Annotated in this window: 20 protein-coding genes and 1 tRNA gene; 10 read left to right on the top strand and 11 right to left on the bottom strand. The window is 69.3% G+C overall.

What is annotated here, in order from left to right:
• Positions 1-108: 108 nt before the first annotated feature.
• The 5 genes from JW030_RS04265 to deoC form a co-directional block, all read right to left on the bottom strand.
• The gene (locus JW030_RS04265; protein ID WP_188044556.1) at positions 109-1,815 is read right to left on the bottom strand and encodes an Ig-like domain repeat protein; all 1,707 of its coding nucleotides are present in this window, start codon (positions 1,813-1,815) and stop codon (positions 109-111) included.
• A gap of 208 nt (positions 1,816-2,023) precedes the next feature.
• A tRNA-Gln gene (locus JW030_RS04260) sits at positions 2,024-2,095 on the bottom strand.
• Positions 2,096-2,203: 108 nt separating this feature from the next.
• Positions 2,204-2,623, bottom strand: a complete 420-nt coding sequence (locus JW030_RS04255) for a phage holin family protein (RefSeq protein ID WP_188044557.1) — start codon at positions 2,621-2,623, stop codon at positions 2,204-2,206.
• Complete coding sequence (locus JW030_RS04250; protein ID WP_188044558.1) at positions 2,620-3,606, bottom strand: Ppx/GppA phosphatase family protein; 987 nt, start codon at positions 3,604-3,606, stop codon at positions 2,620-2,622. The genes JW030_RS04255 and JW030_RS04250 overlap by 4 nt, the downstream gene beginning before the upstream one ends.
• A gap of 4 nt (positions 3,607-3,610) precedes the next feature.
• On the bottom strand, positions 3,611-4,399 hold the full coding sequence (gene deoC / locus JW030_RS04245) for a deoxyribose-phosphate aldolase (protein ID WP_188044559.1): 789 nt from the start codon (positions 4,397-4,399) through the stop codon (positions 3,611-3,613).
• Positions 4,400-4,667: 268 nt separating this feature from the next.
• Here deoC and JW030_RS04240 point away from each other — a divergent pair, with 268 nt between their 5' ends.
• Positions 4,668-6,272, top strand: coding sequence for an HNH endonuclease signature motif containing protein (locus JW030_RS04240; protein WP_188044560.1), 1,605 nt, complete (start codon positions 4,668-4,670; stop codon positions 6,270-6,272).
• A 122-nt stretch (positions 6,273-6,394) separates the two neighbouring features.
• Positions 6,395-7,264, top strand: a complete 870-nt coding sequence (locus JW030_RS04235; RefSeq protein WP_188044561.1) for an N-acetyltransferase — start codon at positions 6,395-6,397, stop codon at positions 7,262-7,264.
• Positions 7,265-7,526: 262 nt separating this feature from the next.
• Here the strand turns inward: JW030_RS04235 and JW030_RS04230 are convergent, their stop codons facing one another.
• Genes JW030_RS04230 through JW030_RS04220 form a run of 3 tightly spaced genes read right to left on the bottom strand, consistent with a single transcriptional unit; the run spans position 7,527 to position 14,447 of the window.
• A complete protein-coding gene (locus tag JW030_RS04230; protein WP_188044562.1) occupies positions 7,527-10,106 on the bottom strand; it encodes an RNA helicase in 2,580 nt (859 codons plus the stop codon).
• Positions 10,103-13,237, bottom strand: coding sequence for an AAA family ATPase (locus JW030_RS04225; protein ID WP_188044563.1), 3,135 nt, complete (start codon positions 13,235-13,237; stop codon positions 10,103-10,105). Before JW030_RS04225 ends, JW030_RS04230 begins: the two co-directional genes overlap by 4 nt.
• Before the next feature lies 1 nt (position 13,238).
• Positions 13,239-14,447, bottom strand: a complete 1,209-nt coding sequence (locus tag JW030_RS04220; RefSeq protein WP_188044564.1) for an exonuclease SbcCD subunit D — start codon at positions 14,445-14,447, stop codon at positions 13,239-13,241.
• Between the two features lie 133 nt (positions 14,448-14,580).
• Here JW030_RS04220 and JW030_RS04215 point away from each other — a divergent pair, with 133 nt between their 5' ends.
• From JW030_RS04215 to rraA, 4 genes are all read left to right on the top strand, one after another.
• Entirely contained in the window at positions 14,581-15,669 is a 1,089-nt protein-coding gene (locus tag JW030_RS04215) for an NADH:flavin oxidoreductase/NADH oxidase (protein ID WP_188044565.1), read from the top strand.
• On the top strand, positions 15,669-16,871 hold the full coding sequence (locus tag JW030_RS04210; protein ID WP_188044566.1) for a winged helix DNA-binding domain-containing protein: 1,203 nt from the start codon (positions 15,669-15,671) through the stop codon (positions 16,869-16,871). Before JW030_RS04215 ends, JW030_RS04210 begins: the two co-directional genes overlap by 1 nt.
• Before the next feature lie 30 nt (positions 16,872-16,901).
• Positions 16,902-18,665, top strand: a complete 1,764-nt coding sequence (locus JW030_RS04205; protein WP_188044567.1) for a sodium:proton antiporter — start codon at positions 16,902-16,904, stop codon at positions 18,663-18,665.
• Between the two features lie 105 nt (positions 18,666-18,770).
• Positions 18,771-19,247 carry a ribonuclease E activity regulator RraA gene (rraA, locus tag JW030_RS04200; protein WP_188044568.1) on the top strand — a complete coding sequence of 159 codons (477 nt, stop codon included), beginning with the start codon at positions 18,771-18,773 and terminating at the stop codon, positions 19,245-19,247.
• Between the two features lie 39 nt (positions 19,248-19,286).
• On the opposite strand, the gene JW030_RS04195 is transcribed toward rraA, so the two are convergent.
• Positions 19,287-19,910, bottom strand: a complete 624-nt coding sequence (locus JW030_RS04195) for a TetR/AcrR family transcriptional regulator (RefSeq protein WP_188044569.1) — start codon at positions 19,908-19,910, stop codon at positions 19,287-19,289.
• A gap of 231 nt (positions 19,911-20,141) precedes the next feature.
• On the opposite strand from JW030_RS04195, the gene JW030_RS04190 reads away from it, so the two are divergent.
• From JW030_RS04190 to JW030_RS04175, 4 genes are read left to right on the top strand one after another with little or no spacing between them, the layout of a single operon-like run.
• Positions 20,142-21,293, top strand: coding sequence for an ABC transporter ATP-binding protein (locus tag JW030_RS04190; protein WP_188044570.1), 1,152 nt, complete (start codon positions 20,142-20,144; stop codon positions 21,291-21,293).
• Positions 21,290-22,216, top strand: a complete 927-nt coding sequence (locus JW030_RS04185; protein WP_188044571.1) for an ABC transporter permease — start codon at positions 21,290-21,292, stop codon at positions 22,214-22,216. Before JW030_RS04190 ends, JW030_RS04185 begins: the two co-directional genes overlap by 4 nt.
• Positions 22,213-23,076 carry an ABC transporter permease gene (locus JW030_RS04180; RefSeq protein WP_188044572.1) on the top strand — a complete coding sequence of 288 codons (864 nt, stop codon included), beginning with the start codon at positions 22,213-22,215 and terminating at the stop codon, positions 23,074-23,076. The genes JW030_RS04185 and JW030_RS04180 overlap by 4 nt, the downstream gene beginning before the upstream one ends.
• Positions 23,066-24,181, top strand: a complete 1,116-nt coding sequence (locus tag JW030_RS04175) for an extracellular solute-binding protein (RefSeq protein ID WP_188044573.1) — start codon at positions 23,066-23,068, stop codon at positions 24,179-24,181. Before JW030_RS04180 ends, JW030_RS04175 begins: the two co-directional genes overlap by 11 nt.
• Positions 24,182-24,279: 98 nt before the next feature.
• Here the strand turns inward: JW030_RS04175 and JW030_RS04170 are convergent, their stop codons facing one another.
• Entirely contained in the window at positions 24,280-24,852 is a 573-nt protein-coding gene (locus tag JW030_RS04170) for an isochorismatase family protein (RefSeq protein ID WP_188044574.1), read from the bottom strand.
• Between the two features lie 10 nt (positions 24,853-24,862).
• Positions 24,863-25,351, bottom strand: a complete 489-nt coding sequence (locus JW030_RS04165) for an Lrp/AsnC family transcriptional regulator (RefSeq protein WP_188044575.1) — start codon at positions 25,349-25,351, stop codon at positions 24,863-24,865.
• Positions 25,352-25,389 lie beyond the last annotated feature (38 nt).

Raw genomic sequence — 25,389 nt, 5'->3', positions numbered from 1 at the left:
CACCTATGCCGTATGTGCGGTGCCCCGGACCACCGGCGCAAACGAAAGCGCGCGTTGCATCCAGATCCGGATGCAACGCGCGTTTCGTTATTCTACGTGCGCTCGCGCCTAGGCGGAGCGGCGGCGCTTCGCGAGGGTCAGCAGCAGGCCTGCGCTCACCATCAGGCCGAGCGCCACGAGGGCGAACGGCTGCACGAGGTCGCTACCAGTTGCCGAGAGGGCGGTCTTGCCGCCGTTTCCCGCGGGGGCGACGGCGGCGTCAGCGGTCACGGTAACCGAGACGGTCGCCGAGCTGCTGAAGAGACCGTAGGTGCCGGCGGTGAACCGCAACTCGACCTCGTGCGTGCCGATCGGCAGGCCGGCGATCGGGCCGGTTCCGGCTCCATCTTCCACCAGGATCGGGTCGCCGACCGGCTCGTCGCCAAGGAAGGCCTGCACGTAGCCGTCAACCGGCGCACCGGTGTCGGTCGGCAGCGCCGCGTCGCGGGCATGCGCCGAGGAGCGCGTCACGTTGACGTCGGGGGCCGGCACCTTCGTGACGTCAACCGTCGCGATTGCCGGGTGCTTGGGCGTGCCGCGCAGTTCGGCCGCAGCCGGGGTGAGCACGGTGTCGATCCCGTCGATCTGCAGGTCGACCTCGTCGCTTTCCGACGCCTCAAAGCCAGGTGCAGGCAGGAAGCGCGCGGTCGCGATGTGCGCACCGAGCAGGGTGTCAGAGAGCGTGACCGAGAACTGCGTCACGCCGTCGCCGGGCGAGGCGTCGCCGTCGTCGGAAGAGACCTCGGTGTAGACCACGTCTCCGTCGACCAGGATCTCGATGCCACTGCGCGGGTCAACGAGGTTCGCGCCGCTGGTGTTGCGCACCGTCGCCACGAACGTCACGGCGTCGCCTGCACGCGCACGTGAAGTGGAGAGGTTGAGGGTGGTCTCGGTCGAGGCCTCAGTGACCGTGAAGGTCTTGGTGGGTGACACCGAGACCTTGTAGTTCCCGAGAGCATCGCCAAGGTACGCGACCGAAAGCTCGGTCGTGCCGAACGGCACAATCGCGTCCTCGAACAGCACCGTTCCGTCGGCGCCGAGCGCCTGAGTAGCGACAGGGACGTTGTCTGCGAGCAGCGAGGCGTTTCCGCTCACGCCAGCCGGGGCGCTCGTGACTTTTGCCGCGACGTCAATGGGAGTAAACGCGGTCGTGCTCGCCGGCGAGCTGGTGATGGCCGTGGTCGTGGTCGCCGCTGCAACGGTGACAGTGATCGGAGCACTCTCAGACGGCAGTGCGTCGGCCATCCCGGGGATGCCGCTTGAGTACCCCGGGAACTTCGCGACCACTTGGTGTGTCCCTGCGGACAGGAGGGTGGTCGCCGGGACGATGGTCCAGAATTTCCCCTCGCCGATGTAGACGAGAACGCTCTCCCCGACCTGCACGCCATCGACCTCGAGCATGATGGGCGCACCCATGAAGAACGACGCCCCGGCGGGCGTAACGCTGACCGAGAGAGACAGGCCTTGCCCGTAGGTGGCCGGAGTTAGCCAGAGGCTCGCCTCGGTCGTCGTGGCGACGCCCGGAACAGCTGCCAGCGCGCGCATGGGTGCGCCGGGCTCCTGCGCGTCACCGCTGGCGGGGGCGACTGCGGGCGGCGTCGAGTCTGTCTCAGGGGTCGCGTTCGCGGCGCTGACACCGCCGATTCCGGCGCCGGTCACCGCGAGGGTGGCCACCAGCAGCATGCCGAGTCGATGCGAGAATGTGGAATTGGCTGAGCCGCTACGAGTGCGGCCCCGCCCGGCACTGGGCATGGCTCGCCAGAATGAATTTTTCATACACTGAATCTACGTATGAACGCAGTCCTGAATGCCGGAATGCGCAGTCCTCCACGCAAAATGGCGCTGGTTTGCGCGATGTGAGGGTTGGAGTCATCTCGACTGGGCTACAGAAACGCTTTCGCCTTCTCACGGCTCAGTAACTGAGGCTCCAACCGCCCGCAAAAACAAGAAAACCCCGATCTAAGATCGGGGTCTTCTCTCAAAGCTGGGGTACCTGGACTCGAACCAAGAACAACTGAACCAGAATCAGCCGTGTTGCCAATTACACCATACCCCAAGGGCTTCAGACCGTTTCGGATCAGTAGCACCGAGATGTAACTCTACCTCATGCCCACGGGAGAACTCAAAACGGGCGCCCGGAACGCAGATTCCGGGCGTGCCGCCCCTACTTCTTCTCGAGCGCGCGAGCGACTCGCTTCATCTCCGCCTTCGCCGCGAGCTTTTTCTCGATGATCAGCCCCATCAAGATCCAGGTGCCGAGTGCCGTGATCACCCAGACGATGACGGGCGTCGCGATCCACGCGGATACGCCCGAGATCTGCAGCCCGCCCGGGAAGAGCGTCGCGATCCAGAGCGCCAGGAACGTCGTGACGATGCCGATGCCGCCGAGCACAGCAGAGGCGTACTGGCGCGCCATGTTGAACACGAACGGGCCGAGCAGCGACTGCGCGAGCGCAAACACCCCGACCGCGACGAAGAAGCCGCCGACATGCAACTCCACCCCATCAATCAGCCAGCCGGCGATCAGCAGCGCTGCCGCAGCGAGGACAACCTGCACGAGGACGTGCCAGAGAAAACGGATCATGAGTAGGACTCCAGTTCGAGTTCGGCTTCAGGTTCAGAGATGGGCTCAGCACCCGGCGAATCAAGGGCGTCGATGTAGCGCAGCACAATGCCCTCGCGCAGCGCCCACGGCGAGATGGTCAGCGTCGACACGTCAAACACCTTCATCGCGGTGCGCAGCACGATCGCGCCCGCGAGCACCTGGTACCCGCGCTCAGGCGTAATCCCGGGCAGGTATTGGCGCACAGTCGACGGCATCTCGCGCAGCGTCGGCTCCCAGTCGCGCAGGCCCGCATAGTGCAGCGGCGCGAGGTCCCCAGTTTCAGGATCCGCCGGACCGCCGACCAGCCGCGCGAGCGAGCGGATCGTCTTCGACGTCCCCACGACGCGCTTGGGCCGCGGGCGGTCGGCGAACATCTCATCGCGCACCTTCGTGAACTCCTCGCGGGCGTGCGCGCGGAGCGCCGAGACGGCCTCGCGGGTGGGCGGATCCTCCGGCAGGTAGTTGATCGTCGAGCGCCCGGCACCGAGCGGCAGCGAGACCTGCACATCGGGGTACTCGTCGGCCCCCTGCGCAATCTCGAACGAGCCGCCACCGATATCGAACAGCAGGATCTCCCCCGCCGACCAGCCGAGCCAGCGCCGCACGGCGAGCATCGTGATGCGCGCCTCGTCCTCGCCCGACAGCACCCGCAGCGTGACTCCGGTCTCGCGGGCGATGCGCGCGAGCACCTCCTCACCGTTGGTCGCCTCGCGAATGGCCGAGGTCGCTGTGGGAATGAGGTCGTCGACACCGATCTCGTTGACAGTCGTGACCGCCTCCTGGATCGACGAGATGATCAGCCGGATCCCGATCTCACTAATCGCCCCGTCGGCGTCGAGGTAGCGCATGAGCCGCAGCGTCGACCGCTGCGAGTGGTACGGCACGGGGCTCGCGCCGGCGTGCGCATCGACGATCAGCAGATGGACGGTGTTCGACCCGACGTCGATGACTCCGAGGCGCATGGCGCTAGTACCCGCCGCTCTGGGCGGCGGTATCGGCGGCACCAGCCCCGCCGGTCTCGCTGGCCCCGATTGCACCGGCAGGATCCTGCCCGCCGCCATCGCCCGCACCGTTCTCGTCAGCATCGAGCTCTGCAGCGATCGCGGCCGTGCCCGACAGGCCAAACCGGGTCGCGCCGGCCGCGTAGAGCTCGCGCACCGCAGCGGCTGTGCGCACGCCGCCCGAGGCCTTGACGCCGAGGCGCCCGCCGACGGTGTCGGACATGATGCGGACGGCCGCCACGCTCGCGCCACCCGCGGGGTGGAAGCCGGTGGAGGACTTGACGAAGTCCGCTCCCCCGCCCTCGGCGGCGCGGCTCGCCAGGACGATCTCGATGTCCGAGAGCGCCGCGGTCTCGAGAATGACCTTGAGCACGTGCCCCTCGGTCGCGTTGCGCACCGCACGCACCTCGTCTTGGACCGCGGCGAAGTTGCCGGCGCGCACGAGCCCGAGGTTCACAACCATGTCGATCTCGTCGGCGCCCTCCTTTACCGCGCGGGCGGCCTCGAAGGCCTTGACCTCGGCGTGGTGGGCTCCGGAGGGGAAGCCGACGACCGTGACGATCTCGAGCCCGCGCTTGTCGACGGGCAGAAGGGAGGGGCTGATGCAGACGCGCTTGACACCGAGCTCGCGTGCGGCGTCGAGGAAGGCATCGAGCTGCGCCGGCGTCGTGTCGCTGGCGAGCAGCGTGTGGTCGGCGATGGCCAACAGTTCGTCACGGGTGAGGGCTTCTGCGCCCTGGGTGTGGTCGGTCATCGCTCGATCGCCTCTCGCTTGGTGTTCGCCCAGCTGGTGTCACCTGTGCTGCCGGGGCAGCGCCCGGCGTCGCCCGGCATTTCGCCGAGCAGATGAGCCCAGAATAGAGCAGGTACAGCTGCGGGATCAGGATATCGAGGAAGTTGAGCGGCCTGCCGACTGAGCGGGTTGGTGGCGGCCGTTGGATGCCTTCGCTTTCTCGAAGATATATTCCCACCTTGTTGCGACTCTACATCGAATTTTTCTTCTATTCATGAGAGAATAGGGTATGGCACTCACCGCTTCCGGTGTCGACGACGACACCCCCGAAATCGTCTCGCAGGCGCTGCTCATTCGAGCCGCCGCGGCGCTTTCTGAGGCGGTCGGCGACAGACTGGGGCTCAAGACGGACCGCGAGATCGTTGCGCTCACCCAGCAAGTGGAGGCCTTGGGACGGCAGGTGGACGCTCTGCGCGTCGAGCTCGCGGGCGAGGTAGACCATCGAGCGCGAAACGACTTCGGCTCGGGTTCCCTCGCGTTCCGGCACGGCTGCCACAACGCGACCGAGCTCCTGCGGCGCCTTGCCTTGGTGTCGGCCGGCACAGCGACAAAGCGGTTCGCGCTCGCCCGCGTGACGCGCGCTCAGCTGGGGTTCTCGGGCAGCACCGTCCCACCGAAGTTTCCCGCGGTCGCCGCGGCGCTCGCCTCGCACGCGATCTGCATCGAGAGCGCCGAGATCATTACGCGCGGGCTGGGTGTGCTCCCCGGCCACGTTAGTGCCGAGGATGTCTCGCATGCCGAGCAGTGCCTGGTTGCCGCGGCCTGCGGCACGACGCCGCCGGGCGGCCAGGCCGCCGTGTCGGCGGCGCACGCGGACGACATCCGGACGATGTGCCGGCCGTGGGTCGCGGTTCTCGACCAGGACGGCCCCGAGCCCCGTTTCGACCAGCAGCAGATGCATCGCTTCATCAGCTTCGGCCACGAGAAGAACGGTCTCGTGCCGATTCGGGGCGCGGTGGCGCCGGAGGTCGCAGCGCTCGTGGGCCGCATGTTCGACGCGATCAATTCGCCGCGCACTCGCGAGGCCGGTGGCCCTACCGCCACCGACAGCGGCGTCACTGCCACCGCCACCGCCATCGCCACGGCTGAATCCGCACTCACCACTCCGCCATCAATTGCCGGCACGCCCGCCCTTTCCGGCGGGAGTTCGGTTCGCTTCGTCCCGGTCGACCCCTCCGACGATTCAGACGGCGACGCCGATGACTTCGCCCCTGCCGATCGCCGCACACCCGGCCAGCGGCGACACGATGCGTTCGCCGCGATCGCGCAGGCCGCGAGCCAGCAGGACAGCATCCCGACGCTGGGCGGGGCCGCGGTCACCGTGCTCATCCAGGTCGAAGAGGAACAGCTCACAGCGAAGCACGGGTTCGGTTGGTTGCACGGGCACGACGGCGAGGTCACCCCGATTTCAATCGACGGCGTTGCTCACGCCAGCTGCGCTGGCAGCGTGCACCGGGTCGTGCAGAACAGCGACGGCCGCGTCATCGAGCTCGGGAACTCCCAACGCATCTTCACCGCCCATCAGCGCCGCGTGATCGCGATGCGCGACGGCGGCTGCATCATTCCCGGCTGCAGCGTCCCCGCTTCCTGGTGCGAAGTTCACCACGTGACCGAGCACGCCAAAGGCGGATCTACTCATACCGACAACGGAGCCACCCTGTGCTGGTATCACCACCGATCCCTCAGATCGAACGGGTGGGAAGTACGCATGAGAGACGGGTTGCCCGAGGTGCTTGCCCCGCCGTGGATCGACTCCGGCCGTGGCTGGCGATCAGTGCGACCGCCGACGCGGCCGCCGGGGCTCGACGCGCTGCGCCGCCGCCGCACGGGATAGTCGCTGCACAGGATAGCCGCTGCACCACAGAGGTCTGCCGTCGCGCCGCCATCCCGCTCACCGGCGGGCCCGGGCCCGCGCCACCCGGCCTTCTCCTCCGCCTCGGCGATACACTCAATCCCATGCGCGAAGACGATCTCCCCACGAACTCACCTGCCCAGCCCGAGGTCGAACTGAAGATGGGCGGCATCGAGTTGCTGCCCATCGTGCAGCCGCTCTGGGAGGCGCTCTACGACCATCACCACGAGAACGGTGACGCCGGCCTCGCCGTGCGTCCCCGCGAGGAGAGCTGGCCGCTGCGCTTCGCGCACTACGAACAGATCTTCAAGGATCACACCGCCTTCGCCATCGTCGCCCACACCGCCGGGGTCCCCTCGGGCTACGCGCTCGCGTACGAGGACGACCCGATCGACGAGGACGACGAGCGCTCGATCGTCACCATCGAGAGCCTGGTCCTGCTGCCTGAAACGCGCGGGCAGGGCATCGGGACCCTACTGCTCGCCGCGGTCGAGACTGAGGCGTCCGAGCGCTGGGAAGCAGCCGAGTCCGCCCTCGAGGTCATGACCGGCAATGAATCGGCGGATGCCTTCTACGAGCACGCTGGCTTCGTCGAGCGCGGTGAGACCTGGCTGCGCCTCGCACCCGCAGGCGGACCAGCCGTGGGCGAGCGTAAGACCAACGAGGATCGCCTGGGCGAGCTGCTCGACGAGCACCTCGATGACGAAGAAGCACTGTTCGCCCTCGCGCTCGAGGACGGCCCCGACGACACGTGGCTCACCTCTGATGTCTTGGTCGTCGGCCAGCCGGAATACGACGTCGAGGCCGATGCCGCAGCTCTTGAGGCGGCGCTCGCACCGTTCGCCGCAGCGGGCGCGACCTCGGCGCTCATCGCGCTCGATAGCGAGACCGACGCGGGCTGGCCCGAGGCGCTCGAATCGCTCGGCTTCCGCAAGGTCCTGCGCCTACTGACGCGCCCGATCGCAGCAAACTAGGGCGACTCCCCACAGCCGCCCTAAGCTCGCCCTCGTCGAGCTTGGGCGATCGGTCGCTTCAGATGATTTGAAGCAGCACCTTGCGCAAGCTCGACGGCGAGCAGCACCCTGATCCGAGGGCGCAACCTGCCGAGCGAACGCAACCAATCGACCCGAGGGCAAGGTTTCCAGCCCGCAGGGCCGGAAACCGCGGCAGCCGCAGGCCACCGTCAGGGATGAAGAGCGCTCAACGGCGCCGAAGCGTTGACGAGCAAATGCCCCACTAGCCGCCGTGCGGCCCGACCTCCTGCACAATGACGACCGGCTGACCGGCCTCTTCCGACTCGTCGAGGTCGACGATGCCGCGAATCGACCAGTCGTGGTCGCCTTCGGGATCCTGCAGGACCTGACGGAACTTCCATACGTTCGCACCCGGCTCGCCGCGGTCGATCTCGAGCAGCTTGGGTGAGCGCGCGGTCGCGTCAATCGCGATCGAGTCGTACTCATCGAAGTACTTATCGAGCGCGTCGCGCCAGTCGTCCTCGGTGAAGCCGAAGCCCGAGTCGAGCTCGGCGAGCTCGCGGTAGTACTCGTGCGATGCGGCCTGCACGCGGCGGAACAGGGCGTTGCGCAGCATGACGATGAACGCGCGCTCGTTCGCGAGCACGCTGCGGGAGGGCGGCGGCAGCTCGTGCGCGGCCTTCTCGTGCGCCTCGGGGTCGGGGTGCGCGAGCGACTCCCACTCGTCGAGCAGGCTCGAGTCGACCTGGCGCACGAGCTCGCCGAGCCACTCGATGAGGTCCTCGAGCTCCTCCGTCTTCTTCTCGACGGGCACGGTGCGCTCGATCGCGCGGAACGCGTCCGAGAGATAGCGCAGCACGGTGCCCTCGACGCGGCTCAGCTCGTAGTACGAGACGAGGTCGCGGAAGTTGAAGGCCCGCTCGACCATGTCGCGCACGACGCTCTTGGGGCGCAGTGCGTAGTCCCGCGCCCACGGCACCTCGGCCGTGTACGCCTCGAACGCCTCTCCGAGCAGCTCCTCGAGCGGCTTGGGGTAGGTGATGAGCTCGACCCGCTCCATGCGCTCGTCGTACTCGATGCCCTCGGCCTTCATCGCGCCGATCGCCTCGCCGCGCGCCTTGTGTTCCTGGGCCCGCACGATCGCGCGAGGATCCTCGAGTGTCGCCTCGATCACCGAGATGACGTCGAGCGCGTAGGTCTCGCTCTCGGGCTCGAGCAGCTCGATCGCCGCGAGCGCGAAGGGCGACAGCGGCTGGTTCAGCGCGAAGTTCGCCTGCAGCTCGACAGTGAGACGCAGCAGGTGCTGCCCGCGCTCCTCGACCAGGTCGACGATGCCGCCGCGGCGCAGCGTCTTGAAGATGTCGATCGCGGTGCGGGCGTGCGCGTACTGGCGCGCGCGCGGCTCGTGATTGTCGAAGATGAGCTCGCGCATCGTCGCGAGCGCCTCCCCCTCGTGCCGCTCGCCACGGGCGATGACCGAGAGCACCATCGAGTGCGTGATCTTCATGCGGCTCACGAGCGCCTCGGGCTGGGCGCCGATCAGGCGTTCCATGCTCGACTCGCTCCACGAGACGAAGCCCTGCGGCGCCGACTTCTTCTTGGCCGGCTTGGCCTTCTTTCCACCCGCCTTACCATCGGCCTTGGCGGCCGCCTTCGCCGCGAGCTTCACGTTCTCGATCTCGTGCTCGGGCGCGAGCACGACGATGTCGCCCTCGGTGTCGTAGCCGGCGCGGCCCGCGCGACCCGCGATCTGGTGGAACTCGCGGGCGGTGAGCTGGCGCATGCGCTCGCCGTCGTACTTCGTGAGGGCCGTGAGCATGACCGTGCGAATGGGCACGTTGATACCGACGCCGAGGGTGTCGGTGCCGCAGATGACGCGCAGCAGGCCGCGCTGGGCGAGCGTTTCGACGAGGCGTCGGTAGCGGGGCAGCATGCCCGCGTGGTGCACGCCGATGCCGGCGCGGACGAGGCGCGACAGCGTCTGCCCAAAGCCGGTGGCGAAGCGGAAGGTGCCGATCGCGTCGGCGATCTCGTCGCGCTGCTCGCGCGTGACGACACGGATGCTCGAGAGCGCCTGCGCCCGCTCCACCGCCGCGGCCTGCGCGAAGTGCACGATGTACACCGGCGCCTGGCCGTCCTCGAGCAACTTCTCGACGGTCTCGTGCGCGGGCGTCACGGCGTAGGTGAACGCGAGCGGGACGGGCCGCTCGACTCCCGAGATGTTCGCGGTCGATCGCCCGGTACGGCGGCTGATGTCGTCCGCGAGGTCGTCAACGTCGCCGAGCGTCGCCGACATGAGGAGGAACTGCGTGTCCTTCATCATGAGCAGCGGCACCTGCCACGCCCAGCCGCGATCCGGCTCTGCGTAGAAATGGAACTCGTCCATGACGACCTGCGTAATGCCGCCGGTGTCGCGGTCGCGCAACGCGAGGTTCGCAAGAATCTCGGCAGTGCAGCAGATGATGGGGGCGTCGGGGTTGATCGAGCTGTCGCCCGTGATCATGCCGACCTTCTCGGCGCCAAACACGGCGACGAGGTCGAAGAACTTTTCGCTGACCAAGGCCTTGATGGGTGCGGTGTAGACGGTGCGGCGCCCCTCGGCCAGGGCGACAAAGTGCGCGCCGAGGGCGACGAGCGACTTCCCGGTACCGGTCGGGGTCGCGAGGATGACGTTGCTGCCGAAGGCGATCTCGAGCACCGCCTCTTCCTGCGCGGGGTAGAGGCGCAGCGCCTTCTCTTCCCACGCCCACTCCTCGAACGCCGCGAAGATCGCGTCGGGGTCGCCGAGCGTGCCGCCGAAGTCTTCGTCTGCGTGCTGGTCGAGCAGTTCGCCGAGCGTCATGAGGGGGTGTCCTTCCCGGGGGCCCGATCTGTGCCACCCGTGTCGTCGTACTCGATGCGACTCGCACCAGAACTGTCTACGACCACCTCTATTCTGGCCGGGATTTGCTCTTTCATTTCCGCGACGTGACTAATGAGGGCGACGGTGCGCCCGCCCTCGCGCAAACTGTCCAGGATCGCCATCGCCTGACCGAGCGCGTCGGGGTCGAGCGAGCCGAAGCCCTCGTCGATGAAGATCGTGTCGAGCGTGATGCCGCCTGCCTCTGCCGTCACGACGTCGGCGAGGCCGAGCGCGAGGGCGAGCGAGGCGAGGAAGGTCTCGCCGCCCGAGAGCGACTCGGTGCTGCGCGGGCGCCCAGTGTACTCGTCGAGCACGCGCAGCCCGAGCCCGGACTGGCGCCCGCGCGCCTGCAGACTGTCGTCGTGTTCGAGCGTGTAACGGCCGCCGACCATGGCGCTCAGGCGCCGGTTCGCGGCCTCGATGATCGCCTCGAGCCTCGCCGCGAGCACGAACACCTCAAGCCGCATGCGCCGCGTGTTCGGGTCTTTCCCTTCAACGCTGCCCGCGAGGTTCCGGATCAGCGCGAGCGCCTCGGCTCCCGCCGCGCTCTCTGCGAGCTGGGCGTCGACCCGGGCCAGCAACTCGTCGAGCTCGTCGGCCTCGTGCGTGGCATCGGCGTCGGCCTTCGCGGCCGCGCGGGAGTGCTCCCGGGCGAGCTGCTGTCGGGCTTCGGCTGCGACGATCGGCGCACGGTCGGCCGGGACATCTTGCAACTCGGGCTCGGCGAGCACGCCGTCGATGCGCTGCCGCTCGGCGTCGTATTTCTTGATGGTGTCGGTGAGCTCGGCAAGCTCGGGCTCGTGCAGCTCCGCGTCCCGCGCTTCGGCCGGGGTGGCGAAGCCGTGGGTAGCCAGGGCCGCAGTGGCCTCTTGTCTGGCCGTGGCCTCGGCTTCGGCCGAGCGGGTCGCGGCACTCGTGGCGGCGGCGTGCCGGTCGAGGGCCTGGGCGAGCGCGGCGACCGCGTCGCGGCGGGCGGTGAGGCTGCCGAAGGTGCCGCGCGCTTTTTCGAGAGTCGTCGCCTCGGCGTCTCGCTCGGCGCGGGCGGCCTGCGCGCTGGCGGCTGCCGCCGCGAGGGCCTCGGCCGCGAGCCGGATGGACTCGTCGGCCGACTCGCGCTCGGCGCGCAGCCGCGCGGTCTCGGCCTGGCGGGCGGGAAGTTCGTCGGCCGCGGCCTGGGCGGCGGCGTGCGCGGCGTGCGCTTCTCTGACGAGTTGCTCGGCGGCCTCGGCGTCGCGGCCCCCGCCTTCGGTGCGGGCAGTGGCGAGCTCGGTGGCAGCGAGCGCCTCGGCCGCGCGGGCCCGATCGAGGGCGTCGCGGGTGGCGTCAGTGGCGGCCTCGGCGACTGCCAGCGCGGCCTCCGAGAGGTCGGGGGCGTCGGCGTCGGTTGTCGCCGGGTCGGCCGCGTCGGGGCTCGCGGGGTCCGGGTGCTCCGTCGAGCCGCACACCGCGCACGGCTCGCCGGGCTTCAGCTCGTCCGCGAGGATGCCCGCGGCGCCCGCCCGGCGCCGCGCGAGGAGGTCGCGGTACGCGTCGAGCGCGAGGGCCGCACGGTCGGCGGCGGCGCTCGTCTCGCCGCGGAGAGCTTCGAGCTTCGCCTCAATCGCGACCACTCGGGTGGCAGCGGCGCGGGCAGACTCTGCGCGTTCGAGCGCCGCGGCCAGTTCGGCGCGGGGCGCGCTCGCGGTCAGTGCCGCCTGCTCGGCCTGTTCTGCTTCGGCGAGCTGGGTCGGCAGCTGGGCCGCCCGCTCGCGGGTCTCGGCGAGCAAAGCCTCCGCCGCGGTGTGGGCGGCCTCAAGCGCCTCGATCTGGGCGTCGCGCAGCGCGAGCGCGCCCTCACGGGTGACGAGCGCCGAGAGCGCCCCGGTGGCGGCGTGGGCCTGCTCGGCGGTGACGGTAGCAGGCTGTGTCTCCCCCTCGACGAGCCCGTCGAGCGCGTGCTCCCCCGCCGCCTCGCGGGCGGCGTCGAGCGCGGTCGCCTGGACGGTCAGCTCGTCGTCCGCGGTCGATCGGGCAGCCATCGCGGCGGCCTCACGGCGGACGGTATCGGCCACGCGCGCGGCGCGCTCGGCGGCGTCGCGGCGGGCGCGATCTTGGGCGATGGCCTCGGCGGTCTCGTCGAGCGTGAGTTCGTCGCGCCGGGCCGCGCGGAGGCGCAGCTGGCGGTGCAGCAGGTGGCGGGCGGACTGCAGCTCGGACTCGGCGGCCTCGTCTGCGGCGAGCGCGGCGTCCGCCTCTGCCTGGCGGTTCGTCGCCACGGCGCGCAGACGCTCGGCCGCGACACCCAACGCCTCGCGGCGGGCAGCTGGGCCGGTCGGAAGCGGCAATACGGCGGCGGGCTCGGTGGCCTCAGCCACATCTGCGCCGGGATCGAGAACGCCGTCACTATCGCCCCAGACCCCCGCCACCCGCGCCTCGGCCTGCTCGAGCAGCCCCGCGACGAGGCTCTCGGCCGTGCCGTGCGCTTGCTCTGCGGTCTTGCGGCGGGCGGCGAGATCCTGTTCGATCCTGTCGAAGCGCTGGCTCGCGAACAGGGTGCGCAGCAGCGCCTGGCGCTCGGAGTCCTTCGCGTGCAGGAAGCGCTGGAAGCGGTTCTGCGCGAGCAGGATGACCTGTAGGAACTGGTCGTGGTTGAGCGCGAGCACGGGCGCCAGCTCGGCCGCCACGTCGGTGGGCCGCGCGGCGACCCCGTCCCACTCGCCGGCCGCCTCGTCGAAGCGCCAGAGCTCGGCCTCGCCCTTCTGCGTCGTGGTGCCGGCCCCGCGGCGCTTCGGCCGCTCCCAGTCGGGCGTGCGCCGCACGCGGTACCGCTCCCCCGACATCTCGAACTCGAGCACGACCGAGGTCTCGTCGTCGGGACCGCAGTGGTCGCTGCGCACCCGCTTCGCGTCGCCGTCGTATCGCGGCACGGCGCCGTACAGCGCGAAGCTGATCGCGTCGAGCACGCTCGACTTGCCCGCCCCGGTACGCCCGCCGATCAGCAGGATCCCGTCGCTCGCCGCCCGCTCGAAGTCGAGTGTCTGCGTGCGGTGGAACGGCCCGAAGCCGGTGATCTCGAGGCGGAGTACCCGCATGTCAGTTGCCCTTCACTTCGGTGCCGGCACTTCCGGCCGCCCCGGCGGCAGCGAGCACCTCGGCCAACAAGGCGCGCTCCTCGGCGCTCGCGCCCTCGCCCGCGCGCACGTGCTGCAGGAACTCGTCGACGACTTCGATATCTGGGCGGCGCTCCACCCGGGCCGCGTAGCTGCGCGTCGACTTCGCCGGCGCCCCCTCGGGCGCGAACTCCAGCTGGGCGCAGAACGGGAAGCGCTCGCGCAGGCGGCGCATCGCGTCGATCGGGCGAACGGGGTCGGTGAGCGTCACCTGCACCCAATCCTGCTCGTGTGGCGCGTGGGCCGGGTCGGCGAGCACGCCCTCGAGCGTGCCGCGCAGCCGAGCGAGCGGCCGGGGCACCGGCAGATCGAGCCAGGTCACCGCGTCGAGGCCCGCCGCCCCGAGCTCGACGAGCCACACCCCGCGCGGCTTGCCCGCCTCAGCGAAGGAGAGGTGCAGCGGGGCGCCGCTGTAGCGAATGCCCTCGGCGAGGCGCTGCCTGCCGTGGATGTGGCCGAGCGCGGCGTAGTCGAACCCTGCGAACACCGACGCGGGCACGAGGTCGAGCCCGCCCGAGGTGACGTCGCGCTGCAGCCCCGCGGCCGCCTCGGCGACGGCAGGATCCTGCCCGTTGTCGTCCACTGCCGTCGCCACCGCAAAGCAGTGCGCCATCGCGACCGCACGACCCCCTCGAGCCGCACGCAGCTCGGCGATCTCGCCCGTCACACGAGCGAGCAGCGTGTGGTGCTCGCGCAGCGCCTCGCCCGGGTAGAGGCCGCGCTGCAGCATCGGTTCGAGGTACGGGATGCCATAGATGTCGACCGTGCCGTGCTCGTCGGTGAGCCGCACGGGCCGCCGGAACGCGTCGGGCGCCGCGAGCACGTGCACACCGCCCAGCGCCGCCCACTCGGCCTGGAACCCGAGCCGGCTCGCGTTGTCATGGTTGCCGCTCGAGAGCACGACGACGGCGCCGGCCTCGCGGATGCCGCGGATCACCTCGGCGAGCACCGCGTAGAGATCGGCCGCCGGCGCCGCGTGGTCAAACACGTCGCCCGCGACGAGCACCGCGTCGACCTCATGCTCGCGCACCAGCTTCGGTAGCTCCGCGAGCACCTCGCGCAGCTGCGGCACCGTCGGGTGGCCGTGGAAGCTTCTGCCGAGGTGCCAGTCCGAGGTGTGCAGCAGGCGCATATCGGCTCGTTTCCCTAATGATTTCGCGGATCCACTTGGTTCTGGGTGCCCCCGAAGCGATCTGGACGTAATAAGCGTGTCACACGCCACCGACATGCTTCGTCGCGTCGGTGGTGTTCCCTAGACTCGCGCTGTGAGCAAACCGAATCTCTTCAGCCCGATCCGCCTGCGTGACGTCGAAGTCCGTAACCGCGTCTGGGTCTCGCCCATGTGTCAGTACTCCGCCACCGAGGGCGTGCCGAACGATTGGCATGTCGTCCACCTCGGCGCCTTCGGCCGCGGCGGCGCGGGCCTCGTGCTCGCCGAGGCGACGGGAGTCGTGCCCGAGGGCCGCATCAGCCCCGGCTGCCTCGGCCTCTGGAACGACGAGCAGGAGGCGGCGTTCGCCCACGTCGCCAAGGTCGTGCACTCGCACGGCGCGAAGTTCGGCATCCAGCTCGCCCACGCGGGCCGGAAGGCCTCGCTGTACCGTATGCTGCCCGGCCAGCCCGACGGGTCGATCCCGCTGAGCACGCCCGAAGCGCCGACCGAGGGTTGGGAGACCGTGGGCCCGTCGGCCATCGCCTTCCCCGGGCTACGCGAGCCGCGCGCCCTCGAGACCGCCGAGGTCAAGGACATCGTGCAGGCCTTCATCGCCGCCGCCGCACGAGCAGCCCGCGCGGGCTGCGACGTCGTCGAGCTGCACGGCGCGCACGGCTACATCCTCCACTCCTTCCTCTCCCCGCTGAGCAACGAGCGCACCGACGAGTACGGCGGCTCCCCCGAGAACCGGGCCCGCCTCTTGCGCGAGGTCGTCCGCGGCATCCGCGCCGAGCAGCCCGAGCTGCCGATCCTCGTGCGCATCTCGGCGACCGAGTGGACCGACGGCGGCTTCGGCATCGAGGACTCGAAGCAGCTCGTGGGCTGGCTCATCGAGGACGGCGCCGACTTTATCGACGTGTCCTCGGGCGCGAACATCCCCGCCAAGATCCCGGTCGGGCCGTCGTACCAGACCATGCTCGCGGCGAAGGTGCGCGAGGCCGGCCTCCCCGTCGGCGCCGTCGGCATGATCACCTCCGCCGCGCAGGCCGAGACCATTCTCGTCACGGGCCAGGCCGACGTCGTGTTCGTGGGCCGCGCGATGCTCGCGAACCCGCACCTGGCCCTCGCCTGGGCGTACGAGCTGCGCGCCGACAATGCCGACGACTTCCGGCCCGGCCCCTACATGCGGGCCCGCTTCTGATGACCGCGCCAGCCGCGCCGCGGGCGAGCGCGAGCGACCTGCTCGGCTGGCGCCTGCGCGCGCTCGGGCTGGGGCAGGGGCAGGGCGCGGCTGGCACAGAATCCGGACCCGATCGCATCGCCGCCGTCGCGAGCACCCTGCTCGCCATGCAGGGGCAGGACTGGAACGCCGCGCGCTGGGCCCTCGGCGTCCGCGCGCCCGGCACCACCCTCGCAGACCTGCACGGCGCCTTCGCCGACGGCCGTCTCGTCCGGTCGTGGCCGATGCGCGGCACCATCCACGTGGTGGCGGCCGAGGACATCGGGTGGATGCAGGCGGCCACCAACCACCGCATCCTCCCCGGCGCCCCGAAGCGCCGCGACACGATCGGGCTCGACGACGACTCGCTCGCCCGCATGACGGACGTTGCGATCGCCGAGCTCACGGGCGGAATGCGGCTCAGCCGCTCCGGCCTCGTCGATGCCTGGCAGCACGCGGGCATCGACGTGCCCGGCCCCTGGCGCTACCACGTGATCTGGTGGCTCTGCCAGAACCAGATCCTGGTGCAGGGCCCCGTCGACGACGACGAGCCGCTGCTCGTCCTCGCCGAGGAGTGGATCACTTCCCCCCGCCCGCTCGAGGGCGACGAGGCACTCGCCGAGCTCGCCGCGCGCTTCGCACTGGGCCGCGGCCCCGTGCTCGAAAAGGACCTCGCCTGGTGGACTGGCCTCACCATCCGCGAGAGCCGCCGGGCCATCGCCGCCGCGCACGACGCCGGCCGCCTGGCGCCCGTCGACATCGAGGTGTCTGCGGGAACGGGCACGTCCCCAGGCCCGACCCGGCACTGGGCGGATCCTGCGCTGCTCGATACCCCCGCCGCCGACCCGGCCGCCGATGCGCGTGCGCTGTTGCTGCCCGGGTTCGACGAGTACCTGCTCGGGTACACGGAGCGGGCCGCGATGCTCGACCCCGAACATTTCGAGCGCATCGTGCCCGGTCGCAACGGCGTCTTCCGCGGCACCGTCGTCGAGGCGGGCCGCGTCACGGGCACCTGGCAGCGCAGGCTCCTGAAGAAATCCGCCAGGATCGAGGCGACGCCCTTCCCGGGGCGCGCGTTCGACGCGGCGTCGCTTGCGCCGTCCGCCGCCGCGTGGGGCGCGTTCCACGAGACGCCGGCCGAGCTGACCCTCGGCGACGCCGACCGCGAAGACCCCGACAGCTAGGACCGGCGCGGGCCCCGATACCCTGGGGCCATGGAATTCGCCCTGCTCGCGGTCGTCGGCCTCATCCTGATCGTCGGCGTGTCCATGCTGGCCCGCCGCATCGGGGTCGCGGCCCCGCTGATCCTCGTCGTGGTCGGTACGCTCATCAGCTATATCCCGGGGGTGCCCGCGGTCGAGCTTGACCCCGAGATCATCCTGCTCGGGGTGCTGCCACCGCTGCTCTATTCGGCGGCCGTCAACGTGCCGATCATGGACTTCCGGCGAAACGCCGGCCCCATCATGGGCCTCTCGGTGGTCCTCGTGCTGCTGTCGGCCCTCGCCGTCGGCGGGCTGCTGCACCTCGTCGTGCCGTCGATTCCGCTGCCCGCCGCGATCGCTCTCGGCGCCGTGGTCGCGCCGACCGACGCCGTTGCCGCCACCGCGATCGGCAAGCGCCTCGGCATGCCCCCTCGGCTCGTGACCATTTTGGAGGGCGAGAGCCTCGTCAACGACGCCACCTCCCTCGTACTGCTGCGCACCGCGATCGCCGCGACGGCCGGCACCTTCGTGTTCTGGGACGCCGCGAACGAGTTCGTCTACGCGGTCGTCGTCGCGATCCTGATCGGCGCCGTCATCGGCATGGTGACCGTCTGGCTGCGTTCGAAGCTCACGAACCCGATCCACGACACCGCGATCTCGTTCACGGTCCCCTTCATCGCGTTCGTGCCGACCGAGGCGTTGGGCGCCTCGGGCGTGCTCGCGGTCGTCGTCGCCGGCCTCCTCTCCGGCCACTTCGCGACGCGGAAGTTCACCGCCACCGCCCGCATCAACGAGCGCCTGAACTGGCGCACCGTGCAGTTCGTGATCGAGAACGGCGTGTTCCTCGTGATGGGGCTGCAGCTGCACTCGATCGTCGACCAGATCGGCGCGAGCGAGGTGACGCTCGCGCATTCCGCCCTCATCGCTGTCGGCGTCGTCGCCGTGCTGATCCTGTGCCGCATGGGCTTTCTCGTCCCGATGCTGTGGTCGCTGCGCCGCACGCTCGCGAAGTACGAGGCGCGCGCGTCCGGCCTGCGCCACTTCGTGGCCCGGGCGCGCGACGCCCGGGTGCCCGAGCCGAAGGCCGAGCGCCACGCCGAGCGCGTGCGCCGCGCCGAGCGGATGGCCCGGCGCACCGAGGCCGACCTCACTCACGCGAAGAGCCAGGGGCTCGACTGGCGCGGGGCGCTCACCCTCGGCTGGAGCGGCATGCGCGGCGTGGTCACCCTCGCCGCGGCGCAGTCGATTCCCGTCTCGGTGCCGTTTCGCCCCCAGATAGTGCTCATCGCCTTTTTCGTCGCGGTGATCACCCTGCTCTTGCACGGCCTCACGCTGCCCGCGGTCATCCGCGTGCTGCGCCCCAGCGGTCCCTCCGCCGACGAGCGCGCGGCCGAGGTGACGTCGCTCGCCGACGACCTGTACGCGGAGGGCGTCGCCGCCCTCGAGTACGCCGTCGAGCGCAATGCCGAGCTCGTCGCGGAGAACCCCCAGCACCGGCCGCTCTCGCCGCACGTCGTCGAGCGGGTGCGCGTCAGCACGCACAACGCGATCGCGGCGCTCACCCCGTCGCTCGCCGACGGCGAGGAGGCGAACCGGGACGAAGCGGAGTCCGAGACGCAAGCGTTCCTCCGACTCTCGCGCGCGGTGCTCGACGCGCAGCGGGCGGCCCTGCACGAGGAGCGGGCGATCGGCGAGTACAGCTCGGACGCGCTGCGGGCCGCCGAACTCGCCCTCGACGCCCAAGAGTCCCGGCTCGCTCCGCCGGCAGCGCACTAAGCGCGCAGCCCCCACGTTGCGCCGAGTTGCGGCGGATCCCGCCCCTCCCGGGCACTTGTCGGCGGCTGTGGTTAGGATCGCTGTGTCCCCAAGCAAAGGATTCCGATGCACAACGTCAGCACCGCCGACCTCATCGACGAACACGGTACCGAGCTGCAGTCTCTGTCACTGCCGCTCGCGAACTTCGGCGCATACACGCAGTTCACCGGCCCCATTCGCACGGTCCGCTGCTACCGCGACAACGCCCTGCTTAAGTCGATCCTGTCAACGCCCGGCGAGGGCGCTGTGCTCGTGATTGACGGCGGCGGCGCGCTCGAGTCGGCACTCGTCGGCGACATCATCGCCGGCCTCGCGGTCGACAACGGCTGGACGGGCCTCATCGTGCACGGCGTCATCCGCGACCGCGTCGCCATCAGCACGCTGCCCATCGGCGTGAAGGCGCTCGGGTCGAACCCCATGAAGTCAACCAAGACGGGCGAGGGCGAAGCCGACGTTCCCGTTACGTTCGGCGGCGTCACCTTCCACCCGGGCGCCACGGTGTGGAGCGACGAGGACGGCGTCCTCACCGACGGCGGTCGCTAGCGCGAGCCGCGCACCACAGCCGGGTGTTCGCGCAGGCGCTCAGGCAGGATCCTGCCCACTCGACACCTGCGCCATCGCCAGGTCCCCCTCTTCGAGGAACATCCGAACGAAGCGGCGCAGCACGGTCTCAAACGCCTCGGCAGCGACGTAGCCGCCCTCGGTCTGCTCGCGAATGAAGTCGGCGAAGGTGGGTGCCCCGAAGCTGTCGGCCTTCTCAGCTGCGAACATCTGATCCGAGGCGTTGTGCTCGAATGCGAAGCCGAGGGCCAGGTTCTCGATGCCCGTGAGCAGGTCGATCGCCGGCGTCGCCCGGAACCCGGCGCGCTTGAGCACCCGCAGGAACGTTTCGTACATCGCGAACGTCTCATCGTCCTCGATGGGCGTCATGCTGAGGACCTGAATGGTCTGCGGGTGCTGAGCGAAGGCCCGGTAGTACGCGGCGCCGAACGACATCGCCGCGCTCTCCCACGGCAACTCCGCGATGGACGGGTCGGCGATCTTGCGCACCACCTGCCGACGCACGAGGTGCACGATCTCGTTCTGCCCCGCGATGTGGTGGTAGAGCGAGGGCGCCCGGACGCCGAGGGCGTCGGCGAGGGCCGTCATCGTCAGCCGGCCCCAGCCGTGGGCGTCGATGAGGGCCAACGCGGTCTCGCCAATCAACTCCTCACTCAGAGCAGGGCTTCTCGGGCGCCCCGGCGGGCGCCTGGACGTTCTGGGTTCGACCATGGTTCCACCATTCGACGTTGAAAGTTTCGGCCGTGTAAACGCCAGATCACGTTTGTGCACATATGGCCAGTACCACTTGCGATTGAAATCTAATGCCATTAGCTTGGGGCATTGTCACCCAGTTTGCAACGATGCCTGGGTGAGTTCGAGAGGACGGCCACCCAGATGACCACCGCAGTTCCGACAATTTCCGGCTCAGACCGGGTCGATCCCGAGCACTCGCCATCGCGCGAGCTCCGCATTGAGGGCGCCCGTAAGACGTTCATCACCCCTGAGAAGCAGGAAGTGAACGCGATCGACGACGTGTCGTTCACGATCAAGGAGGGCGAGTTCTTCGTCATGCTGGGCCCCTCGGGCTGCGGCAAGACGACGCTCCTGCGCTCGATCGCGGGCCTCGAGAGCCTCGACGGCGGCCAGATCACCCTCGGCAACCGCCGGATCGATCAGCTCGCCCCGCACGCGCGCCCGGTCAACACGGTGTTCCAGTCCTACGCGCTGTTCCCCCACCTCACGATCGCGCAGAACATCGCGTTCGGCCTCGAGATGGAGCGCCTCCCCCGCAACGAGATCAACGCGCGCGTCACCGAGATGCTCGCCCTCGTGCAGCTCTCGGACTACGCGAGCCGGAAGCCCGCCCAGCTCTCGGGCGGCCAGCAGCAGCGCGTCGCGCTCGCCCGCGCGCTCGCCAAGCAGCCCGAGGTCCTCCTGCTCGACGAGCCCCTCGCGGCCCTCGACCTAAAGCTGCGCCGCGGCATGCAGGCCGAGCTCAAGCGCCTGCAGCGCACCACCGGCATCACCTTCGTGTTCGTCACGCACGACCAGGAAGAGGCGCTCTCGATGGGCGACCGCATCGCCGTGTTTAAGTCGGGCAAGCCGGTGCAGATCGGCACCCCCGAGGAGATCTACGAGAAGCCGGTGAACCGCTTCGTGGCTGACTTCATCGGCGAGACGACCTTCATCGAGACCGCGGCGGTGCGCGAGGGTGACGGACCCATCACGGTCACCCTGCCAGGCGGCACCCCCGTCGAGCTGCGCAAGCGCGTCCCCACCCCGGACGGCACGGTCACCCTGGCGCTGCGCCCCGAACGCGTCTCGATCCACGGCACGGGCGACCCGGTCGCGGCCGGCCGCATCACCTCGCTCGTCTACATGGGCACCGACGTGCGCATCACGGTCGAGCTCGCCGAGGGCATGACCGTCGCGCTCCGCGTGCCGCCGCCCTTTGACGAGGCGCTGCTCAAGCTCGGCGCCACGATCCCGCTCTACGCCGACGTCGAGAACCTGCGCCCCATGATGCCCGAAGGGTCGATGGCATGACCGCCACAGTCCAGGCGAAACGGCGGAAGGATCCGGCCCGCGCCGGCAGCCTGCACTGGCTCGCCAGCACGCCCGCCCTGATCATCGGCGCCCTCTTCACGGTCGGCCCGCTCGTCATCATCGTGCTGTTCTCGTTCCTCAGCCGCCCCGACACCGGCGGCGGCGTGATCTACGAGTTCTCCACCGAGGGCTACAAGAACTTCCTGTTCCAGACCGACTTCGTCGGCAATACCGCCTTCGACCCCCGCTACCTCAAGGTGTTCGGCGACTCGCTCTGGCAGGCGGCCGTCACGACGATCGTCTGCATCGCCCTGTCGTTCCCGCTCGCGCTCTGGATGGCGACGCGGAAGCCCAAGCTGCAGAGCCTGCTCGTCATGCTCGTCACCGTGCCGTTTTGGACGAACCTCCTCGTGCGCACCTACGCCTGGATGCTCATCCTCAACGACAACGGCATCATCAACAACACCCGCGGCTTCTTCGGCCTCGAGCCCGCCGAGCTGCTCTACACGCCCTTCGCGTCACAGCTCGGCCTCATCTACACCTTCCTGCCGTTCATGGTGCTGCCGATCTACTCCTCGCTCGCCGGCTTCGACTTCCGGCTCGCCGAGGCGGCCTACGATCTCGGGGCGCGCAAGCTCACCGTGGTGCGCAGGATCCTGTTGCCGGTCGCCATGCCGGGCATCGTCTCGGGCGTGCTGCTCGTGTTCATGCCCGCGTTCGGCTCCTACGTGCAGCCCGTGCTGCTCGGCGGCGGCAAGGTGCTGCTCATCGGTAACCTCATCGCCTCGCAGTTCGGCGACTCCCGGAACTGGCCGTTTGGCGCAGCGCTGTCCGTGATCATCCTGGTCATGCTCGCGATCGCCCTCGCCTTCATCGGGTTCTACTCCAAGAAGTCCGGCAAGAAAGTGGAGATCTCACTGTGACGAACTCGACGGTTTCCCCGCCCGCGCCGGCTCCCGCGCCCGCGCCCGCCCGTCGCCGCACCCCGCGCGCGCTCCGCCTGCAGGACTTCCCCGCCGTCGGCCCGATCGCGGTGCTCGGCATCGTGTTCCTGTACATCCCGATCCTCATCACGACGATCTACGCCTTCAACGAGGGCGACTCGGCGCTGATCTGGAAGGGCTTCAGCCTCCGCTGGTTCACCTACGTCTTCGAGAACGAAAACCTGCTGAAGTCCGTCGGCGTCTCGTTGCAGATCGCGATCGTCGCGACGCTCGTCTCGACCATCTTCGCGATCCTGTTCGCGGTGTCGGTCGAGCGCCTGCACCGCAACGGCAGCGGCATCGCCGTCGCGATCCTGACCGCCCCGCTCGTGATTCCCGAGATCGTGCTCGCCGTGGCGACGCTCGGCTTCATCCGCATCATCGGTCTGCCGCCCGGCATGATGGCGCTGATCCTCGCGCACATCTCGTTCTGCATCCCGTTCGCGCTGATGCCCGTGCGGGCCAGACTCAAGGGGCTCGGCACGACCTACTTCGAGGCGGCCACCGACCTCGGCGCGTCGACCTTCCAGATGTTCCGCAGGATCACGCTGCCGCTGCTCGCCCCCGGCATCATCTCGGGCGCGATCCTCGCATTCGTGATCTCGCTCGACGACTTCATCATCTCCAACTTCCTCTCCGCATCCGGCGCAACCCCGCTGCCGGTGTACCTGTTCAGCATGATTCGGCGCGGCGCGAGCCCCGCCGTCAACGTCGTCGCGACGCTCTTGCTCGTACTGGCCATTGTTGTCACCACCATTACCTATCTACAGTCCCAACGAAGGAGCAAAAATGATGCGTAAATCAGGCACCCGCGGCGCCGTGATCGCGGCGGTCGCGGTCGGCACGCTCGCCCTCACCGCGTGCGGCGGCGGCGTCACTGACGGAGCGGGCGAGGGCGAAGGCGCCTCTTCGACCGAGTTCGTCGAGGCAACGAGCGGCGAAGTCAACCTCTACACGTGGAGCGACTACTACCCCGAAGAGCTCGTCACGAAGTTCAAGGAAGACACCGGCATCACGCTGAACGTCGACTACTACGACTCGAACGAGAGCCTCGAAGCGAAGCTCCGCGCCTCTGACGGGGCGGGCTACGACGTCGTCGTCCCCTCCGACTACATGGTGCAGATTCTCGCCGAGTCGGGCCTGCTCATGAAGATCGATGCTTCGAAGTTCCCGAACGGCGGCAACATCAAGCCCGAGTTCCTCGACGTCTACTTCGACGAGGGCCGCCAGTACTCGACCCCGTACCTGTACGGCACGACGTCGTTCGCGTACAACTCGGACGTCATCCCTGAGTCGGAGGCTCCGACCTCGTGGGCGGACTACTTCAACCCGCCCGCTTCTGCAGGCAAGGTCGGGATCATGAACGACATGACCGAGGGCGTCAACAACGCGATGCGCGTCACCGGCGGCGAGTTCTGCACCACCGATGGTGCCGAGCTGCAGGCCGTGCAGGATCTGCTCGTTGACTTCAAGCCGAAGGTCGCCACCATCAACAGCGACGGCATTCTCGAGCGCATGGCGGGTGGCGAGCAGGCCATGGCCATGATCTGGAACGGCGCCGCGTATCGCGCATCGCTCGACAACCCGGCGATCAAGTACGTCTACCCGACCGAGGGCATCGCCCTCTGGCAGGACAACTTCACCATCCCGAGCGGCGCGAAGAACGTCGATCAGGCGAAGACGTTCATGAACTGGATGATGGACCCGGAGAACATGGCCGTGGCCGTGAACTTCCAGGCGTACGGCTCGGGCCTCACGGGCATCGAGGAACTGATGGACCCGGAGCTCGCCGCGAGCCCCGCCATCACGATCCCCGCCGACTACAAGCTCGCGCTTCCGGTCGCCCCGTGCAACAACGAGGAGCTCTCGAACTACTCGAAGATCTGGGAAACCTTCAAGGGCTAACCTCCCCTGAAACACTGGTGGCCCGTCGCTCGACTGAGCGGCGGGCCACTGGCGTCTGTGCGAGCGATCCGGCAGGATCCTGCCCGAAAGCGGTGGACCTAGACGATCGTGATACCGGCAGCCGCCATCTCCTTGAGCGCCGCGACCGAGCTCTCGGGGGCGACGCCCGCGACGAGGTCGCTGCGCACGCGCACGCTGAGGCCCGCCCGCAGCGCGTCGAGCGCCGAGGCCCGCACGCAGTAGTCGGTCGCGATGCCGACGACGTCGAGCTCGTCCACGCCAGCCTTGGCCAGCACGTCCTGCAGACGCTCCCCCGATGTCGTTTCGCCCTCGAACGCCGAGTACGCGGGCTCGCCCATGCCCTTGCGCACATGCACGTCGATGCGGTCAACGTCAATCGCCGGGTGATAGTCGGCGCCGTCGGTGCCGGCAACGCAGTGCCGCGGCCAGGTGCCCGCGAAGTCGGGGGCCTCGCCCGCGGCGGCGAAGTGCCCGCCGTTGTCGCCGTCCGCGTCGTGCCAGTCGCGCGACGCCGCGACGAGGGCGTAACGAGGGTTGCCGCGGAGCAGCTCGGTCACCCCCGCGGCAACGGCGTTCCCGCCGTCCACGCCGAGCGCCCCGCCCTCCGTGAAATCATTCTGGACATCGACGATGAGAAGCGCACGGGTCATACGGACCACTCTAGATCGAGCGCACCGGGTTCGCGTGGTGCGCGAAGACAATGCTCGTCCGCGTCGACGAGACGGCGGGGTGCACCGAGAGGTGGTCCATCACGAACTCGCGCACGTGGTCGGCATCGCGCGCGGCCAGGTGAATGATGAAGTCCTCGACGCCGCCCAGGAAGAACAGCTGGAGCACCTCGGGGAGGCCGCGCAGCTCGTCGCTGAGCTCTTGGATGCGCTGGCGCGCGCCCGAGCGGATAGTGACGCTCACGAGCACTTGCAGGTTCATGCCCATCGCGACCGGGTCCACCTGGGCCGCGAAGCCCGTGATGACACCTCGCGAAACCAGGCTGCGCACGCGCGCGACACAGGTCGAGGCGGCGACCCCGACGCGCTCGGCAAGCTCCGCGTTCGTCATGCGCCCGTTCGACTGCAACAGAGCCACAATTTCGCTGTCGACGTCGTCCAACACCTCGGCGCCTCGCAGATTCTTCGACCGATCACCCATGCAACCACCCCTTCACGCGGTTTCAACAACCGTCTTCA

The sequence above is a fragment of the Leucobacter sp. CX169 genome, from assembly GCF_017161405.1.
Taxonomy (GTDB): Bacteria; Actinomycetota; Actinomycetes; order Actinomycetales; family Microbacteriaceae; genus Cx-87.
Note: the sequence above shows the minus strand (reverse complement) of the source record. Positions and strands in the feature narration are given on the sequence as shown.

Coding starts and splice junctions, on each gene's coding strand:
- JW030_RS04190 (WP_188044570.1), top strand. CDS start 20,142: ATGACCACCGCAGTTCCGACAATTTCCGGCTCAGACCGGGTCGATCCC.
- JW030_RS04235 (WP_188044561.1), top strand. CDS start 6,395: ATGCGCGAAGACGATCTCCCCACGAACTCACCTGCCCAGCCCGAGGTC.
- JW030_RS04265 (WP_188044556.1), bottom strand. CDS start 1,815: ATGAAAAATTCATTCTGGCGAGCCATGCCCAGTGCCGGGCGGGGCCGC.
- JW030_RS04225 (WP_188044563.1), bottom strand. CDS start 13,237: ATGCGGGTACTCCGCCTCGAGATCACCGGCTTCGGGCCGTTCCACCGC.
- deoC (WP_188044559.1), bottom strand. CDS start 4,399: ATGACCGACCACACCCAGGGCGCAGAAGCCCTCACCCGTGACGAACTG.
- JW030_RS04185 (WP_188044571.1), top strand. CDS start 21,290: ATGACCGCCACAGTCCAGGCGAAACGGCGGAAGGATCCGGCCCGCGCC.
- JW030_RS04170 (WP_188044574.1), bottom strand. CDS start 24,852: ATGACCCGTGCGCTTCTCATCGTCGATGTCCAGAATGATTTCACGGAG.
- JW030_RS04240 (WP_188044560.1), top strand. CDS start 4,668: ATGGCACTCACCGCTTCCGGTGTCGACGACGACACCCCCGAAATCGTC.
- JW030_RS04165 (WP_188044575.1), bottom strand. CDS start 25,351: ATGGGTGATCGGTCGAAGAATCTGCGAGGCGCCGAGGTGTTGGACGAC.
- JW030_RS04250 (WP_188044558.1), bottom strand. CDS start 3,606: ATGCGCCTCGGAGTCATCGACGTCGGGTCGAACACCGTCCATCTGCTG.
- JW030_RS04255 (WP_188044557.1), bottom strand. CDS start 2,623: ATGATCCGTTTTCTCTGGCACGTCCTCGTGCAGGTTGTCCTCGCTGCG.
- JW030_RS04175 (WP_188044573.1), top strand. CDS start 23,066: ATGATGCGTAAATCAGGCACCCGCGGCGCCGTGATCGCGGCGGTCGCG.
- JW030_RS04210 (WP_188044566.1), top strand. CDS start 15,669: ATGACCGCGCCAGCCGCGCCGCGGGCGAGCGCGAGCGACCTGCTCGGC.
- rraA (WP_188044568.1), top strand. CDS start 18,771: ATGCACAACGTCAGCACCGCCGACCTCATCGACGAACACGGTACCGAG.
- JW030_RS04205 (WP_188044567.1), top strand. CDS start 16,902: ATGGAATTCGCCCTGCTCGCGGTCGTCGGCCTCATCCTGATCGTCGGC.
- JW030_RS04220 (WP_188044564.1), bottom strand. CDS start 14,447: ATGCGCCTGCTGCACACCTCGGACTGGCACCTCGGCAGAAGCTTCCAC.
- JW030_RS04230 (WP_188044562.1), bottom strand. CDS start 10,106: ATGACGCTCGGCGAACTGCTCGACCAGCACGCAGACGAAGACTTCGGC.